This is a genomic window from Paraglaciecola marina, from assembly GCF_004360155.1.
Classification (GTDB): Bacteria; Pseudomonadota; Gammaproteobacteria; order Enterobacterales; family Alteromonadaceae; genus Paraglaciecola; species Paraglaciecola marina.
In genome coordinates this window covers 339,480-357,606 of record NZ_SAIS01000001.1, presented here as the reverse complement: position 1 = coordinate 357,606, position 18,127 = coordinate 339,480, and the positions used below count along the sequence as shown (strand labels likewise).

12 protein-coding genes are annotated in these 18,127 nt (G+C 38.9%); 2 read left to right on the top strand and 10 right to left on the bottom strand.

What is annotated here, in order from left to right:
- Positions 1 to 42: 42 nt before the first annotated feature.
- The 6 genes from EOK74_RS07680 to malQ all read right to left on the bottom strand — a co-directional run bounded on the left by EOK74_RS07680 (position 43) and on the right by malQ (position 9,994).
- Positions 43 to 1,170 (bottom strand): M14 family metallopeptidase, encoded by a 1,128-nt coding sequence (locus EOK74_RS07680; protein WP_133469398.1) that lies wholly within the window; start codon positions 1,168 to 1,170, stop codon positions 43 to 45.
- 98 nt (positions 1,171 to 1,268) lie between these two features.
- Entirely contained in the window at positions 1,269 to 2,726 is a 1,458-nt protein-coding gene (locus EOK74_RS07675; RefSeq protein ID WP_133469397.1) for a glyceraldehyde-3-phosphate dehydrogenase, read from the bottom strand.
- A 310-nt stretch (positions 2,727 to 3,036) separates the two neighbouring features.
- Entirely contained in the window at positions 3,037 to 3,435 is a 399-nt protein-coding gene (gene msrB / locus EOK74_RS07670; RefSeq protein WP_133469396.1) for a peptide-methionine (R)-S-oxide reductase MsrB, read from the bottom strand.
- A 37-nt stretch (positions 3,436 to 3,472) separates the two neighbouring features.
- Entirely contained in the window at positions 3,473 to 5,545 is a 2,073-nt protein-coding gene (glgX, locus tag EOK74_RS07665; RefSeq protein ID WP_133469395.1) for a glycogen debranching protein GlgX, read from the bottom strand.
- 3 nt (positions 5,546 to 5,548) lie between these two features.
- The gene (gene glgB, locus EOK74_RS07660; RefSeq protein ID WP_133469394.1) at positions 5,549 to 7,741 is read right to left on the bottom strand and encodes a 1,4-alpha-glucan branching protein GlgB; all 2,193 of its coding nucleotides are present in this window, start codon (positions 7,739 to 7,741) and stop codon (positions 5,549 to 5,551) included.
- Positions 7,742 to 7,798: 57 nt separating this feature from the next.
- Entirely contained in the window at positions 7,799 to 9,994 is a 2,196-nt protein-coding gene (gene malQ / locus EOK74_RS07655) for a 4-alpha-glucanotransferase (RefSeq protein ID WP_133469393.1), read from the bottom strand.
- Between the two features lie 244 nt (positions 9,995 to 10,238).
- Between malQ and gap the strand changes: the two genes are divergently transcribed.
- Both gap and EOK74_RS07645 read left to right on the top strand, forming a co-directional pair.
- Positions 10,239 to 11,234, top strand: coding sequence for a type I glyceraldehyde-3-phosphate dehydrogenase (gap, locus tag EOK74_RS07650; protein ID WP_133469392.1), 996 nt, complete (start codon positions 10,239 to 10,241; stop codon positions 11,232 to 11,234).
- Positions 11,235 to 11,330: 96 nt separating this feature from the next.
- Positions 11,331 to 12,170, top strand: a complete 840-nt coding sequence (locus EOK74_RS07645) for a D-hexose-6-phosphate mutarotase (protein ID WP_133469391.1) — start codon at positions 11,331 to 11,333, stop codon at positions 12,168 to 12,170.
- Between the two features lie 99 nt (positions 12,171 to 12,269).
- Here EOK74_RS07645 and EOK74_RS07640 read toward each other — a convergent pair whose 3' ends face one another.
- The 4 genes from EOK74_RS07640 to EOK74_RS07625 form a co-directional block, all read right to left on the bottom strand.
- The gene (locus EOK74_RS07640; protein WP_133469390.1) at positions 12,270 to 13,058 is read right to left on the bottom strand and encodes an enoyl-CoA hydratase; all 789 of its coding nucleotides are present in this window, start codon (positions 13,056 to 13,058) and stop codon (positions 12,270 to 12,272) included.
- Positions 13,059 to 13,245: 187 nt separating this feature from the next.
- Positions 13,246 to 14,001: a hypothetical protein gene (locus EOK74_RS07635; RefSeq protein WP_239024067.1), complete on the bottom strand. Its 756-nt coding sequence runs from the start codon at positions 13,999 to 14,001 to the stop codon at positions 13,246 to 13,248.
- 346 nt (positions 14,002 to 14,347) lie between these two features.
- Positions 14,348 to 16,462: a polyribonucleotide nucleotidyltransferase gene (gene pnp, locus EOK74_RS07630; protein ID WP_133469388.1), complete on the bottom strand. Its 2,115-nt coding sequence runs from the start codon at positions 16,460 to 16,462 to the stop codon at positions 14,348 to 14,350.
- A gap of 433 nt (positions 16,463 to 16,895) precedes the next feature.
- Entirely contained in the window at positions 16,896 to 18,113 is a 1,218-nt protein-coding gene (locus tag EOK74_RS07625) for a BCCT family transporter (protein WP_133469387.1), read from the bottom strand.
- Positions 18,114 to 18,127 lie beyond the last annotated feature (14 nt).

The following is an 18,127-nucleotide window of genomic DNA, read 5'->3' as shown; positions in this document are numbered from 1 at the left end:
ATTTTTATAGTTATATATTTTTTATAATTTTAGTTTCTGTACTTAACGCAGCATATCAACTATCGAGCGCATGGCAACCATGACATCCTCACCAAGCTGTTTACAACGTATTGGCGACCATCCGTAAACTGAATCAGGTAACTCAATATTATCCTTAAATGGCATTTCCAAGGTATAAGACAAGCAGTCAAATTCATGACCAATAGCATTAGCGGCCACCGTCAAATTACCTTCTCCTGGCTTATCTTTTTCATAGCCATAGATATCTTGAAACTCTGGCGTAGCGGTTAACAATGCTTGCTTAAAAGAGCTCTCTAACCCTTCTAATCTTTCATCATAATTTGGATTTCCTTCGCACCCTGCCACAAAGTTGTAGGGTAACGCTTCATCGCCATGCACATCTAGAAACATGTCGACACCTATTTCCTGCATTTTTTGTTTTACAAAATAGACTTCGGGGCTATTTTCTATCGATGGAGTTTGCCATTCACGGTTTAGGTTCACCCCTTTGGCGTTTGTTCTCAAGTGACCACGGGCAGAACCATCGGGATTCATATTCGGCACCACATAAAAAACGGCCTTATCTAATAACCACTTAGCTAACCCATCATCTTCATCTAAAAGGCGATGTAAAAAGCCCTCTACTAACCATTCTGCCATGGTTTCACCTGGGTGCTGTCTTGCCGTCACCCAAATAGATTTTTTACCCTCAGCAGGCTCACCAATTACAAGTAGTGACATATCTCGGCCATCTAATGTCTCACCTAAATGACATGGTTTGCAATGCTCAGACTGTTGAGCCCAAGCTAATAAGTCCATATGGCGCTCATAACTATAAGGGGCAAAATAGGCGTAATACACTTGTGGAAACTCTGGAGTATGTTGAATGACAAGATTATCACCATCAAATTCACTCTCTACCCTAAACCACTCTTGGCGATCATAAGACGCAACCGCTTGATAATTTTGCCAACCATCTGGATAAGCTGACTTTGCTAAATTTTTAATCGTAATGGCATGAGAAACAAAAGCTGTTGTGTCTAATTTGAAATGGAACCATTGATAAAATTCTGATTGATTATCTTTACAAATACTAAGCTGGATATCTTGAGGTGACGTTGCGCTGATAACTTGAATATTACCACTATCAAAATTACTACTAATTCTCACTTTTTATTCCCATGAACTTTTGACCAAAGTAATTTATCACAGTCATAAAAAAAGGACTACTAGAGTCCTTTAATCAAGATAAAAACAGCACGTATTAACTAACTTGGCAGCGAAAGAGGTAGAGTAGGATAAAACAAATTGGCCATATGTTGTACAACCTGCATAACTTGACAGCTATAACCAAACTCATTGTCATACCAAACATATAGGGTCGCTCTATTTCCTGCCACAATAGTAGCCTGAGAATCAACAACCGAAGGAGCACGAGTTCCTACCAAATCTGTTGATACAATTTCCTTAGAGGCAGTAAAATCAATTTGGTGTTGTAAAGGAGAAAACAATGATATATCCCGCATATAATCATTGAGTATCTCTTTGGAAGTCTCTGTGCGCATGTGTAAATTGAGTATCGCTAAGGAAACGTTTGGAGTAGGCACCCTAATTGCACTTCCCGTTAATTTACCTGCAAGAATCGGATAAGCCTTGGCTACTGCTTTCGCGGCTCCTGTCTCCGTAATCACCATATTTAATGGTGCACTACGACCACGCCTATCTCCTTTGTGGAAATTATCAATCAGGTTTTGATCGTTGGTAAACGAATGTACAGTCTCAACATGACCACTATCAATGCCATACTCCTCATCTAACGCCTTGAGCACTGGCGTAATAGCGTTAGTAGTGCAGCTTGCGGCAGATAGTATTACATCATCTTCCGAAATATCAGCGTCATTGACACCATAAACAATGTTTTTGATGTCACCTTTACCGGGTGCTGTTAACAGAACTTTTTTAGCTCCTTTTGACTTCAAATGCTGTCCTAACCCCTCTTCGTCTCGCCACATACCAGTATTATCAACCACTATCGCGTCTTTAATACCATACTGTGTATAGTCGACTTCTTCAGGGCTATTGGCGTATATTACTTGAATATATGATCCGTTGGCTTTAATCGCATTTTTATCTTTATCAATGGTAATACTGCCATTGAATGGACCGTGAACAGAATCTCGCCTTAATAAACTGGCTCGTTTCTCAAGGTCACCTTCACGGCCCCCTCTTACAACTATGGCTTTCAAGCGTAATTTGTTATTGGTACCTTGCCTTTCGATTAATAACCGAGCTAAAAGCCTACCAATGCGACCAAAACCATAAAGCACTACATCTTGGGCTGGTTGCTCATCTTTCAAATTGATAATGGTTTTTAGCTGTTCATTCAAGTAAGCATTAATTGTGACGTCTTTAAAAGCAGGATTATATTGATAAGCATAAGCCAACTTACCAATGTCTATTTTTGCTGGCGCCAGTGGCATTTTGTTTAGAGCTTCTAATAGCGGCCAGCTTTCTCGCAACCTAAGCTTATTTTTTTCCTTTAATCTAACGGAGCGATGGGCTTTGATAACATCTATCGCACTGGCGCCCAACAAAGGCCGCCCATAAACAAAAATTTCAATCGCCCTATTTCGATACAACTTACCCAAGATAGGTTGCATTTGCTCAGCATACTCTTGTCTTTCTTGCCAACTGCCAATTAATTCCTGCTCTAATTGCTGATTCATAATGCTCATCCCAATATGGTTTAAAAAGATTCTGGCGCATTCTAAAGAAGGAATGGCCCACAACCAAATTGTTGAAAAATTACGACTTAGTCATAAAAACGACGAAAAGCATCAATTTTTAGGTAAGTTTTCACCATTTTTTAGGGTAAAAAGCTCTAATTAACAAACTAAAACAAAAAACTATGAAAATGTTGAATTAAATGTGTAAAAACACTTTTTACACTATAAAAACATGAAATTAACTTTCATTAAAATAATTTAAATTTAAGACTAAAATCTTAGAAAAGTAACTTAGACAAGAAAATTTTAATTAAACTTTGCCATTAGTCTTTTCAGAAAACTTCAAAGATACCGAGTTAACACAATAGCGCTTACCTGTTGGGGCAGGCCCATCTTCAAATACATGCCCTAAATGTGCATCACAATGTTTACATAGAATTTCTATTCTTTTCATTCCCAAAGAGTTATCGGGTAAATAGTTGACATTACCATCTGAGCTTTGTGACGAAAATGACGGCCAGCCACAACCAGAATCAAACTTATCACTTGAGTGGAATAGCCTTTGCCCACAACATGTACAAAAAAAATCACCACTCGCTTTTAAATCTAATAATTCACCGGTAAATGGACGCTCAGTCCCTTTCTGTCTGCACACTCTAAACTCTTCATTTGACAACTTTTGTTGCCATTGAGCATCGGTAAGCTTCATTGTTAATCCTTCTAAATCTTTAATATAAAACTGTTTATTAGTTAGTTGAATTGGAACATTTGAATACAGAAATACTTTGTGCTCCCTGTAGGTACAAATGCTTGATGTGAACATCAGGTTGCTTATCCCAATCATCATAACGAGTATCAAGCATTATCTTCCACGCCGCCTCTTTATTCAGCTCAGGCAAATGGAAGCGAACATCATGCTCACTGGTATTAAAAACTAATAACCAATGTTCATGATACTCATTATCAGGTCCTTTAAGCTCAACGGCAAATGCTTGATTGTTATAATCTTGCCAATCCCCATCTAATTTTCTTTCTCCATCTGGGCGATACCAATGGATCTCTTCTACATTGCAACCAGTGGAGTAATGGTCATCTTTAAAGTTAAGGTTACTAAGAATTGAACTACTTTTGCGTAAAGCAATAACGGCTTGACAAAATCTTAAGAACTTTTGTTGAGTTGTATCAATATCCCAATGTATCCAATTAATTTCATTATCTTGACAATAAGCATTATTGTTACCATTTTGTGTGCGACTCAATTCGTCACCACCCAACACATGGGGAGTGCCTTGTGACAGCATTAAAGTTGCAAATAAGTTACGTTTTTGGCGCTCTCTTAATTGCATGACTTTACTGTTTGATGTAGGGCCTTCAACACCATAGTTAGCAGATAAATTATGACCATGGCCATCCCGGTTTTGCTCTAAATTAGCTTCATTATGCCTTTCTGCATAACTGACTAAGTCTTGCAATGTAAAACCGTCATGATAGGTAATATTATTAACCGATGTTGATATTGAGCGATTTTCTTTTGGGAAGACATCTCTGGATCCAAACAACCTGGTAGCAAAATCGCTTGTGTGACCTTTGTCTCCTCTCCAAAATGCTCTTACTGTATCTCGATATTTATCATTACACTCTAGCCAATTAGAAGGAAATTGACCTAATCTGTAACCCCCATAACCAATATCCCATGGTTCAGCAATTAACTTACATCCAATCAGAGTAGGGTCTTGTCTTATAGTTCTAAAAAATCCAGCTAAACTTGAAAATTCATAAGGGTCACGCCCCAAGCTTGCCGCTAAATCAAACCGAAAACCATCCACTCCCATGTCAGAAAACCAATAACGTAAAGAGTCCATTACCATTTTTAAAACATACGGAAATGCAGTATTGACGCTATTGCCACAACCAGAGTTATTAACATATTTTTGATAATCAATGGCGCCATAATCATTACGCTCAAATAGGTAGCATGAAATATTATCAAACCCTTTAAACGATAAGGTAGGCCCTTCAATCCCACCTTCAGCAGTATGATTGAACACCACGTCAAGTATCACTTCAATTCCTGCTTGGTGCAGAGTATGAACCATGGTTTTAAACTCGCCAATAGCATCGTTAATAACGTATCTAGGATCAGGACAAAAGTAATTAACTGGGTTATATCCCCAATAATTTGTCAAACCTTTGTTGGTAATAAAAGGCTCTGGCATAAACGCAAAAACCGGCATCAACTGAACAGCAGTTACCCCTAAAGATTTTAAATGTTCAATAATAGCTGGCTGAGAAACGCCTAAAAACTTACCTTTATATTCATCCGGCACGTCTGGATGAAGCTGTGTTAAACCTTTGACGTGAGCTTCGTATAATATAGTTTGCTCAAGAGGGGTATTTGGCTTGCTGGGCGCACCTAGATTACTGGACGCTTCAGTAACTACAGCCTTAGAGACCATTTCTTGACTGTCTCCTTGGTACTTTTTAGCATCCCAAACTAGTGCTTTATTTAGTACTTTAGCGTAGGGATCAATTAATAATTTCTGACTATCGAAGACTAAACCAACACTTGCATTGTTATTACCTTGTAAACGGTATCCATAAAGTTGCCCTGCTTGTAAACCATCAATAAAACCGTGCCAAATTTTACCCGTTTTAACGGGTAGAGTAATAACAGCAACTTGCTTTTCAGTCATACTGTCAAATAAACACAGCTCCACAGCATCAGCGTTTGGGCAATGCACAGCAAAGTTACATCCTGAGCCACTTGATGTCGCGCCTAATGGATGAGGAGCACCAGCCAAAATCTGATAGTTAGACATGATTTAACCTTTAAATAAGATATATAGACTAGCCAATGGAGGTAGGCTTAAAGAAATAGAGTAAGGTTGGCCGTTCCAAGCTTCAAGATCACTTATATATTTTTCTTTAACTTTATACCCGCTACCCCAGTATTTGTTGTCATCTGAATTTAGAAGTAGCTGGTATTCACCTTTATCTTGAACCCCTAGCCTAAACTTTTCATAGGGTACCGGTGTGAAATTAACGATAAAATAAATTTTCTGTTTAGCGTCATTAGACTTTCTTAACACAGAAAGAACACTTTGGCCTGCATTACCATGTTCAATCCACTCAAACCCTTTATGGCTATGATCCAATTCATGCAGTGCTGGATATTCAGCATATAGTTTATTTAAATCACGATATAAAGATTGGATCCCTTTGTGCTTATCAAACTCGAGTAAATGCCAATTAACTGAACTGTCATGGTTCCACTCTTCAGCCTGGCCTATTTCATTCCCCATAAAGTTTAATTTTTTACCCGGGTGGGCATACATAAAACCTGCGTAAGCACGTAAATTGGCTGCTTGTTGCCATTCATCTCCGGGCATTTTCCGAAGTAACGAGCCTTTTCCATGTACAACTTCATCATGGGAAATAGGCAAAATAAAACTCTCATCAAAGGCATATACCATACTAAAAGTAATTTCATTATGGTGATAGCGCCTGTAGGCAGGATCCTTAGAAATATAGTGCAAAGAATCATTCATCCACCCCATATTCCATTTAAAACCAAACCCTAAGCCACCTTCAAAAACAGGTCTAGATACTTTTGGAAAAGACGTAGACTCCTCTGCTATTGTCATGCCCTCTGGAAACTTTTCGTATACCGCTTTATTCATCCACTGTAATAAGCTTATTGCCTCATAATTATGGTTACCCCCATCAATATTGGGTATCCATTCACCATCCTCTCGAGAATAATCTAAGTACAACATGGACGCTACAGCATCGACCCTTAGGCCATCAATATGATATTTATCCATCCAAAACAAAGCATTGGCCACTAAGAATTGTCGTACTGTTTCTTTTCCAAAATCATAAATACATGAGTTCCAATCTGGGTGCCAACCTTTGCGAGGGTCCTCATATTCATAAACGTGAGTGCCATCAAAACGTGCAAGGCCATGACCGTCTTCAGGGAAATGCGCAGGAACCCAATCGATAATTACCCCAATTCCATTTTGGTGACATTGATCGACAAAATACTTGAAATCATCAGGCCCACCAAAACGACTGGTTGGAGAAAACAACCCTACTGGTTGATACCCCCAAGAGCCATCAAATGGAAACTCAGATACAGGTAAAAGCTCTATATGGGTATATCCCATATCCTTAATGTAAGGGATTAAATCTGTCGACAAATCACGGTAAGTTAAAAACTGTTTTTCAGAGTCTGAGCCCGGCCTTTTCCAAGACCCAAGGTGCAATTCATAAATACTCATAGCCTGTTGATATTTATCTTTATGAGCTCGCGTCTTCCATTTTTCATCTTTCCATTTGTATTTTTTATGATCGAACACTACTGAGGCATGTGACGGATATTGTTCAGCCATAAAGCCAACAGGATCTGCTTTGTGAGGCAGTTCATTACCAAGCGCATCCTTAATTTGATATTTATATTTAGCGCCAGCAGTAATACCAGGGACAACGAGCACCCAATAACCAAAATCAGTTTTTTGCATAGGAAGGCATGAACCATTCCAATAATTAAAATCACCAATTAAAGATACTGCAGACGCATTAGGAGCAAACACTGCAAATCGAGTTGCTTGAATAGTTGTCGGTAGCCCAACATCTAAATCTATTAATTGGGCACCTAATTGGTTATATATATTTTCTGGTAAATGATCGACATAATGCACAGCATGAAAGGCTTGCTCTTTGAACTGGTAAGGGTCGATAACCTGATAATCAGCCTCGCCGTTACTGACCAAAAACGCATAAGCCTTAGGGGGCTCAGCAAGCTTAAATGCTCCGGTAAATAAGTAACTATCAGGGGTCTGTATAAGTTCTCCTATAGCCTGACCTGTACCTAAATCGATGGCAACGATCTTTTCAGCATGAGGCTGCCATGTTGTGATGAAAAAGGTTGAATTCGAATTTTGAAAGTCGGCACCTAGGTGAGAAAAAGGAAAGGTACATTTAGCTTGAGACAATATGGTTTCTAACTGCATATTTTCGCCTTGGGTTGTGTGGTTTAACGTTAAGGTCAAACCACAGATAAATTTAAATCAAATTGAGACTCTTTTTCTTATTTTTGTTAAATCTAGGGCTAATTTATTTAATGCGTCATCACTATAGATATATTGCAGGTCTTGAGTCAATTTTCGTCGCCAATTAGGATATTCATCAGATGTCCCTGGAATATTCACAGGTTTGTCCATTTCTAACCAATCTTCAAGTTGCAAACTTAATAACTCACTTGAGCCAGCAGCCATATGTAATTGCATACCAAAATTTAAAGCTCTACTCATACCAACAGAATTCACATCATACCCTACTTCCTCAGTAACAGAATTATGTCCATGCAAAGTATCTAAAATAGCCTGTTTATTCCTATGGCGACTATTATACAATTCATTTAATACCCTTGAGTTAGGATATAAACTCAGCTCTTTACCTAACTCTAAGTCGTAACAATTCCAGTACCCCTTTAAAGTGGGCATGTCATGGGTTGTTAGCGTGGCCATAGATTGTTCAGGATAATGTGCAGGAGAATAAAACCCGCCATCTTTAGCTTGTTCGAAAAAGAATACACGATATGAATACACGCCATTTTCAGCCAATTTTTCTCTAATTTCTGGCGGCACTGTCCCTAAATCTTCACCTATCACCATACTTTGATTTCTATGACTTTCTAAAGCTAAAATGCCTAACAAGTCATCCACGGGGTAATACACGTACCCGCCTTCAGTAGCATTATCCCCCTTTGAAACCCACCATAAACGTAATAATGCCATAACATGATCAATACGAAGTGCTCCCGTGGCATGCATGTTAGCCCGAAACAAATCGATAATAGGTTGATATTGTTGTTGATAAAGTTTTTCAGGATCCATAGGAGGTAAGCCCCATGATTGTCCTAAAGGCCCTAATTCATCGGGGGGAGCTCCAACACTTGCATTCACACAATATAAGTCTTTATTTCCCCAAATTTCTGCACTCCCCTCACTCACTCCCACGGCTAAGTCACGGTATAAACCGATACTCATATTATTATTAATAGCAACTTGATTTGCCTGCTCTAATTGTATAGCAGCCTGCCATTGCAGCCACATGAAAAACTTAATTCGTTTTTTATGTTTTTTAGTAAAGGCTTTTACCGCTGGCTTATCAAAATCAGAAAGCTCTTCAGGAAATACCGGCCATCCCCATGAAGGCACTTGTTTGCTCGAAAGGTATTCTTGTAATGCGTCATATGTAGCTATGGTTTGTAAGCTCTCCCCTCCATCTGCTACAAACTGTTTGAACACCTTATTCATTTTAGTGTTCTTTGAAAGGTACTTTGCGTTTTGATATTCAAATATGCAGCTAAGAGCAGTCAACTTTAAATAGCTTACTGTTGTGTAATCCACTAAATCTGTGTTTCGAGCGGTTGCTAGTTTTTCTATAAATTCATTGGTAATGACGACGTTTTGAACTGAATTTTGCTCAAAACCATCGACTTTAGTGACATCAATATAGATAAAATTTAGCCACCGGCGAGATGATGGCCCATATGGGCTGCAAACGTCAGGTTGGGCAGGATATAATGCGTGTATTGGGTTCAAGCCTACAAATTGAGCACCCTGTTTAGCGGCACTTTCAAGGAGAAAGGCTAAATCGCTAAAATCACCAATCCCCCAGTTGTTTTCACTACGTAGACAATATAACTGAACGCTCAGCCCCCAGACTTTTTGACCATCTAATATCGCCTGAGGTTTATAACAAGATTGAGGCGCCACTATAATGCTCATACGAGCCAATTCATCTTTGTCAGCTTGCAAAGATAGAGAGTGATAACCTAGTGGTAAAGAAACCTCTAATTTCACCACATATTCTTGAAATTCAATTTCTTCAATATGAGCAACATTTGTGAGTTGTCCTTCTATAGGAATAAAACGACAGCCGACAGTGGCGCCATGCTCAGTAGTAACAACTGCCTCATACTCATCATCAACCAACTCAATAGGTAACCTAACAGCAATATGAAAATCATTGCCGCTACGTATAACTTGAACTGGGCCTAATGGCGATAACCAAGATTGATTGGCTTCATCTTCAGCTTGTTGCTGTAAAGTGTTTGAGTCGTCAACATCATACCCCATCACTTTTAACAACTTTTCTTTGGTAGCGCGGGCAATAGTAGTCGGTTTACCCCACGCGTCATTATAATTTGACTCTATTCCTCGGTACTCAACTAAATATTCAATCAATGAAGCCGTCATTAAATTTTAATTCCTATAAAGACTGTCTAAAAAAGGAGCTACCCTTAGTAAATAGTACACAAATAATACCAAATATTTTTATGTTACAAATAATGTAATTAAATAACATTTTAGCGGGAATATTTTGCCTTACATGCTTATTTAGTCCATAATTTTGTAATAATATTTCAGTAGGGTTTATTACACCCTTCATTAACAGCTTTTTTAGGCAAGCAGTTAAATTAACTCGCAGAGGATTTTAGACATGACAATAAAAGTAGGTATCAATGGCTTTGGCCGTATCGGTCGATTCGTATTTCGCGCCGCCTGTGAACGCAGTGATATTGAAGTAGTAGGTATTAATGATTTGTTAGATGCAGAATACATGGCTTATATGCTTAAGTATGACTCTACCCATGGCAAATTCAACGGCACTGTTGACGTTAAAGATGGCCAACTTATTGTTAATGGAAAAACTATTCGTGTAACTGCTGAACGCAACCCTGCTGATTTAGCATGGGATGCGATTAGCGCCGATGTAGTGGTTGAATCTACTGGTTTGTTCTTAACCGATGAAACTGCACGTAAACATATTGAAGCTGGTGCTAAAAAAGTTGTGATGTCAGCTCCATCTAAAGATGCGACTCCTATGTTTGTAATGGGTGTTAACCAAGACTCTTATGCAGGACAAGACGTAGTATCAAACGCATCTTGTACCACCAACTGTTTAGCTCCTCTCGCTAAAGTACTAAACGACAGCTTTGGTATAGTAGACGGCTTAATGACAACGGTTCATGCCACAACCGCAACACAAAAAACGGTAGATAGTCCTTCTTCAAAAGACTGGCGTGGTGGTCGTGGCGCTTCTCAAAACATCATTCCATCTTCTACAGGTGCAGCAAAAGCCGTAGGTAAAGTTATTCCTGAATTAAACGGTAAACTTACAGGTATGGCTTTTCGCGTACCAACAGCTGATGTATCAGTTGTAGACTTAACAGTTAACCTTGCAAAACCAGCCAGCTATGAAGAAATTTGTGCAGCAATGAAAGCTGCGTCTGAAGGCGAAATGAAAGGCGTTATGGGTTACACAGAAGATGCCGTTGTATCTCAAGACTTTATTGGTGACGTACGCACATCTGTTTTTGATGCTACAGCTGGTATTGCATTAACAGATACATTCGTCAAGTTAGTATCTTGGTACGACAACGAAATTGGTTACTCAAATAAAGTATTAGATTTAGTGGCGCACATTAGTAAGTAATCTACTATTGTTGAATTTTGTATTAAAAAGGCGGTAAAGAAATAGTTCTTTACCGCCTTTTTTATGATCCTTAACTTCCATAAACAGAGATCCTCTATGTTACTAGCAAACTCAATATCACTAATTAACCGTGACGACATTCAAGCTCTGCAAATAGACAATTCATTCGCTACTGCTGAAATAGCATTGTTTGGCGGTCATATATTAAGCTTCTGCCCTAAAAAAGATAACCGTGAGCGTTTGTGGGTAAGTAAAGAAGCGATATTCAATGGCCAAAAAGCCATCCGCGGAGGTGTACCTATTTGCTGGCCATGGTTTGGCGAACATCCTTCAGATAAAACCTTACCTAGCCATGGTTATGTACGCCAACAGGGGTGGAAAGTCATTACCACTGAAGATTCTGAATCAGGAACCACAATAGAGTTACAACCTATATCCAGTAATGGAGAAGGATTCGATGCATACGCACAACTCACTTTAGTAGTTCAAATTGGCGAGCAGCTAAGTATTCAACTCAAGACGACTAATTTAGGTGAGAAACCTTTAAGCTATAATTGCGCCCTGCATAGTTACTTTACAATTGAAGATATCAGGCAATGTAAGCTTTTAGGCTTAAAAGGTACTTATGAAGATAAAACTCGCAATTATAAGAGCTTCGAAACTCCACAGCCTTATCAATTTACTGAAGAAACTGACAGAGTGCACTTTGATAAACCAGAAAAATTAACCATTATCGACAAACAGCTTAAAACTGACGTGATATCTTCTGGTCACGATAGCATAGTAGTATGGAATCCTTGGCGGGAAAAATCTATAAGCATGGTAGACATGGCAGATGACAGTTATGTCACTATGTTGTGTGTAGAGAGCACCATAACCCAAGGACAAATGGTTGCGCCAAAAGAGACTCACACCTTACAACAAATTATTGCATAGCGAGCTATGCCACCTATCACCCAAAGAGTTGCATGGTAACTGACGCAGCTCTTTGGGATTATATTTAAGAAAAAGACTCAATATTTGTAAAAATAAGACTTATCGTTTGCGACTTTTCAACACCTCTAACCTTTGTTCCATCTGAGTCATATCTATGGCTTTACTGTATGGGACAGATATTTGAGTCTCATACTCAAGAGCATTTTTTAAATTCATATTCCAACCTTGATTCATCAAGGCTTTTATTTTCATTAAGGCAGGCATATCTGCTTCCGCTATTTTTAATGCTAAATCAAGGACCGTATTCATCAACTCATCTCTAGGGTAAATTTCGTTAATCAAGCCCCACTCTTTTGCTTCAATAGCACTAAAGAACCTCCCAGTAAAACTTAATTCACGAGCACGATTAATCCCAACCAACCTAGGAAATTTTTGTGATAACCCCCAACCTGGTATTACTCCAACAAAGGCATGAGTATCAGCAAAGCTCGCTTTATCTGAGGCATATAAAAAATCACAACATAATGCCAACTCCAGTCCACCGGCCACAGCCACACCATTTATAGCACCTATAACGGGCTTGGGGCATTCTGAAATAGCTTTAATGAATGCCGTGTGCTGCCCTTGATTATGCTGTTGAAACACATCGCTTTCTGCACTGAGCATTTTCAAATCTAACCCAGCACTAAAGGCTCGGCCGGTTCCCGTTAACACCGCGACTTTTATGGCATCATCATTGGCAATTAAAGAAAAGGCCTTAGTTAGACCATTGATAACTTCAGTAGTAAATGTATTGAGCTCATCAGGTCGATTAATGGAGACTACAGCCACACCTTCTTGTACATCGAATAGAATAACGTTACTAGAGTTGGCATTGATTTGGGGCATGGGTAACCGTTAAAAAGGATAAATGAATAAGGCTATTATCAACATCCCCACCAGAGCAAATCAAAACAAATCCATAGATATAAAAGTATAAATAGCAATGATGGGAGTATTATGGGTAGCAAGTTGAAGGCTGACAGGCCTTCTACTTAATAAAAGAATCAGCCCTAAAATACTCACTTTTGATTTATTAAAAGCGGTAACCAATCCCTAAAGCTATAACAGGGTATATTTCGAAATCAGAAATATCTTCTTCTAAATTAACAATTTCATCGGCAACGTTAGCTTGAAACTCAATGGCTTCAGGTGATGTACCGTTTACATTGAATTGATATCCTGGGTAACCTACTACTTCTGCCGTACCGGCAACTTCAAGTTGTACATCTGGCTCTCCAGAAAATAGCACGCCTATTTCTAATGAAAACATAAAGCCATCTTCATAACTTTGCCCCCAGCCAAACCCCAAGTACCCCGCTGTTTCATCCCCTAAAACGATAGCGGTATCAAGGGTCAGTGGATCGCTACTCGTTCCACGGTATTCCAAATCTCCAATTTCAAAGGTTTCACTACCCGAGCTAATAGCGTCTCCTCGTAGCTCATTGCCATTAATGTATGCACCACCAGTAATATGGAAAACACCATCGAATGGGCGCCAATCAACCAATACTCCATAGGTAGATAGTTCAATTTCACCATTGTAATCAATATCATCTTCTTCGAATGTATCTGAATAGGTATAGCCGTTAGCTTGAAGACGAATGTTCCAACTTTCATTGAAACTATAATCTAACTCTAGGCCTGGCCCCAAAGTACCGACTTTTGCAATTATAGCCAAACCACCACCATCAGCTGATATGTCCTGAACATCATCTTGAGCAATACTCTGCTGTGTAAATAAAATAAATGGTAAACAAATTAGTCCCAAATCAAGTTTCGTTTTTAACATTGTTTTCACTGAATATTCCTTTTGCATAAATTGATGGGTGGCACTTAACCCTCTAGAACTGAAAATCAATAAGGCATTTACTTTCTCACATTTTGAATCTGGCCAAAGTATCTAGATGGATATTGTGGTGTTGCTTGAAATACCTTAAAGAGTGTAACGAGTAATAAATTTATCTCGATTTTTATTTACAGATTGGAGAATTACTGGAGGTTACTAACGAGTTTCCTTAAAAAACCAACTTTAATTTGTTGATTCAAATACTAATAGCAGGTGCGACAGTGTGTTAGGTATAGATACAAAAAAGGAGCCTTGCGGCTCCTTTTAAAATTAGTTAAAAACTAATTACTTATTCGTTCCCTGATGCATCTGGAGCAGCTGGCTTTTCTAGTAAATCTTTAATGCTTAAACGAACACGATTTTGACGGTCAATTTCAACAACTTTCACATCTAATATTTGACCTTCTTCAAGGTGGTCAGATACTTTATTAACACGTTCATGAGCGATTTGTGAAATATGAACTAGACCTTCTTTACCTGGCAAAATTTCTACAAAGGCACCAAAATCGACGATACGAGTGACTTTACCAGAGTATGTCTTACCGGCTTCAACTTCAGCGGTAACTTGCTCAATCTTAGAAATTGCAATTTCAGCTTTAGCACGTTCAGTTGCAAAAATCTTAACCGTTCCATCATCTTCAATTTCAATATTACAATCAGACTCTTCAGTGATAGCGCGGATCATCGCACCACCTTTACCAATTACGTCACGGATTTTGTCTTTATCTACTTTCAAAGTATAAATGCGCGGAGCGAATTCAGACATTTCTTCACGGTGGCCAGAAATAGCTTGGTCCATTACGCCTAGAATATGCAAACGAGCTTCTTTAGCTTGCTTAAGTGCTACCTGCATGATTTCTTTAGTGATACCTTCAATTTTGATATCCATTTGTAGAGCAGTAATACCACCTGTAGTACCGGCTACTTTAAAGTCCATGTCACCTAGATGGTCTTCGTCACCCAATATGTCTGAAAGAACCACGAAATTTTCGTCGTTTTTCACTAGACCCATAGCAATACCAGCAACAGACGCTTTAATTGGAACACCTGCATCCATAAGAGCGAGTGATGTACCACAAACAGAGGCCATTGAAGAAGAACCGTTTGATTCAGTGATTTCAGATACAACACGTACAACATAAGGGAAGTCTTTTTCAGACGGCATGACCGCTTGAATACCACGCTTAGCTAGACGACCGTGACCAATTTCACGACGCTTAGGAGATCCAACAAAACCAGTTTCACCTACACAATATGGAGGGAAGTTATAATGCAGCATGAAACGACTATCTACTTTACCGTTTAAGCCATCAATCATTTGGGCATCACGCTCTGTACCTAGAGTAGCAGCAACGATTGCTTGAGTTTCCCCACGAGTAAACAAAGCAGAACCGTGAGTACGAGGTAACAAACCAGTAGCCACATCAAGAGCACGGATCATCGCAGGATCACGGCCATCGATACGAGGCTGACCAGCAAGAATACGTGAACGAACAACGTCACTTTCTAGTTCATGTACTAATTCAGATACTTCTTTAGCATCTTGATTTTCATCAGCAGCAACTAACTCTTCAACTGTTTTATTAGTCAAAGCAGTGATGGCGTCTTTACGCTCCATCTTGTCAGAGATTTGGTAAGCATCAGTAATACCCGCTTCAGCCAATGCTTTGATTTTATCTTTAAGCTCAGTGTTTTCAGCTTCTGGTTGCCAATCCCACTTAGGAGTATTCACTTCAGCTGCAAATTCATTCACAGCATTTACAACTGTTTGCATTTGCTCATGGCCATACATAACAGCTCCAAGCATCACTTCTTCAGAAAGAATTTCAGCTTCAGACTCAACCATTAATACCGCACCTTCAGTACCAGCAACGACTAAATCAAGTTGGCTGTCTTCTAACTCAGAAGTACGTGTATTTAAAATGTATTGTTCATCTTTATAGCCAACACGTGCTGCGCCAACTGGACCATTAAATGGCATACCAGAAACAGCTAAAGCTGCAGAAGTACCGATAAGAGAGATAATGTCTGTAGGGATTTCTGGATTTGCAGAAACCACAGTGACAATAATTTGAACTTCGTTCATAAACCCATCAGGGAATAAAGGACGAATTGGGCGGTCAATTAAACGTGATGTAAGGGTTTCATATTCAGAAGGACGACCTTCACGTTTGAAAAATCCACCAGGGATTTTACCAGCAGCGTATGTACGCTCTTGGTAGTTAACGGTAAGTGGGAAGAAGTCTTGCCCAGGTTTAGTATCTTTTTTACCAACAACCGATACCAATACAGATGTGTCATCCATGCTAGCTAATACAGCAGCTGTAGCTTGGCGAGCAATTACGCCAGTTTCAAGAGTAACAGTATGCTGACCATACTGAAAAGATTTAGTAATAGGAGTCATTTTTTTCCTTTAAATAATTATAAACTGCCCTACTGAGGGCAATACATTTTGCTTCTTTATATATCGCTTTTAAATGCGGCGCACATTGTATACTCAAATCCCTTAAAAATACACAAATCACGGGGAATTTTAAGTAATTTGGGTGGGCAGGTCTCTTGAGAGTTAGGCTGTATTCTTAAATAGCAATTATGGCACTTAATTGTTGGAATAAATCCCTTTCAAAAACCACTAACCCCGTTAAGAGACATCAGTTTTGAAAGCATAATGCTAGTAAAGTGGTATCGTTTTATGGGAGAAAAAATATTTGGGCGATTTACTACTGCCCATTTTTTAATGAGCGGTCTTTCTCCCCTAACAGGGGCTGCCAGAGTTAATTTACATTTGACCCAGAGTGCTTATTACAGTCGTCGCGTCTATTTAATAACATAATATTTTAATTAGCTCTTTCGATTTTTGTGTAGTCGACTTTATTGCCTTCAGGAGAGCTATCTATGTTACGTACTGTTTTATATTTTCTGTAAGCAATAAATATGGCGCAAGCAAAGAACAATCCAATCACTAATGCGCCTACCCATTGAATTTCTATAAATTCCAGTTTAAATAACAGTGTTAACAATCCAAGTACGACAACATTTACCACAAAATAATTTAATTTGCCAAGGCGTTTAACAGTCATATTTAAGTTATCTGTGTATAAACGGATCAGCGAATCCAGTGAATTGATCACAAACACTATCCCTACAAAGGCCATAGCAAAGTTTTTCAAGCCCTCTGTGGGAATACCAGCTTCGTGATATTGGTAAAGAACACTAAACCAAACCGCAATGGGAATGGAAGGAAAAATCAACATAGCGCCCAACAACTGATAGGTTTTTAAGCCCCCCACAAAGCGTGATGTAAACTGACCAATCATAATGCTCCATGCAAACCACCAAAATAAATAAAACTCATGGTAGGCATTCAGCGGCAAAACAAAGTCATTGATATTGCCAAAGTAGTTACCTATCAGCGCTAAATTATCGGTAAATGCTGATAGCTGACTGTCGCTGCCCATAAAGGCACCAAACCACATAAAGCCAATTAATGCGATAAATAACCAGGTGGTAGAGATACTTAGAAAACGCACGTATTTAATGTCGGTGCTTGAGTACACTGCAAAACATATGACAGCAAGTACAATTAAATAGAAGCTTGGAACAATTGACTCGCCATCACCAATGATAGGTAAATACCAAGGTAAATTAGAGAGTAAAAGGAAGGCAGTAAAGGCACAGGTACCAATAATGACCACATTATTGATTAATTTCACCCATAGGATGTCGAAAAACTTTACCTTAGGTTCTATGACACAAAAATAGAAGCAGGTTACAAAATAGAATCCCCAGATAAGAAAGCCCCAATAGGCAAATTCAATGGCCAGTGGATTAGCAAAACTATATTCTGGATTACTCTTTAAGTCAGCATAACCGGCAAACTCAGTAAGGGGGAACATAATCAAGCCAACATCTAGACCTGAGGTAAATAAAATAGCTATTAAAGTAAAAGTTCTTACAGGAGTGACCCCTACACAGCGAATACTTCCCCACTTGAATAAAATAACCACTATTGTAAATAGGGTGAATATGATGCCAGCATTAAGCCATAAAGTCATAGTCCCCTGCCCCC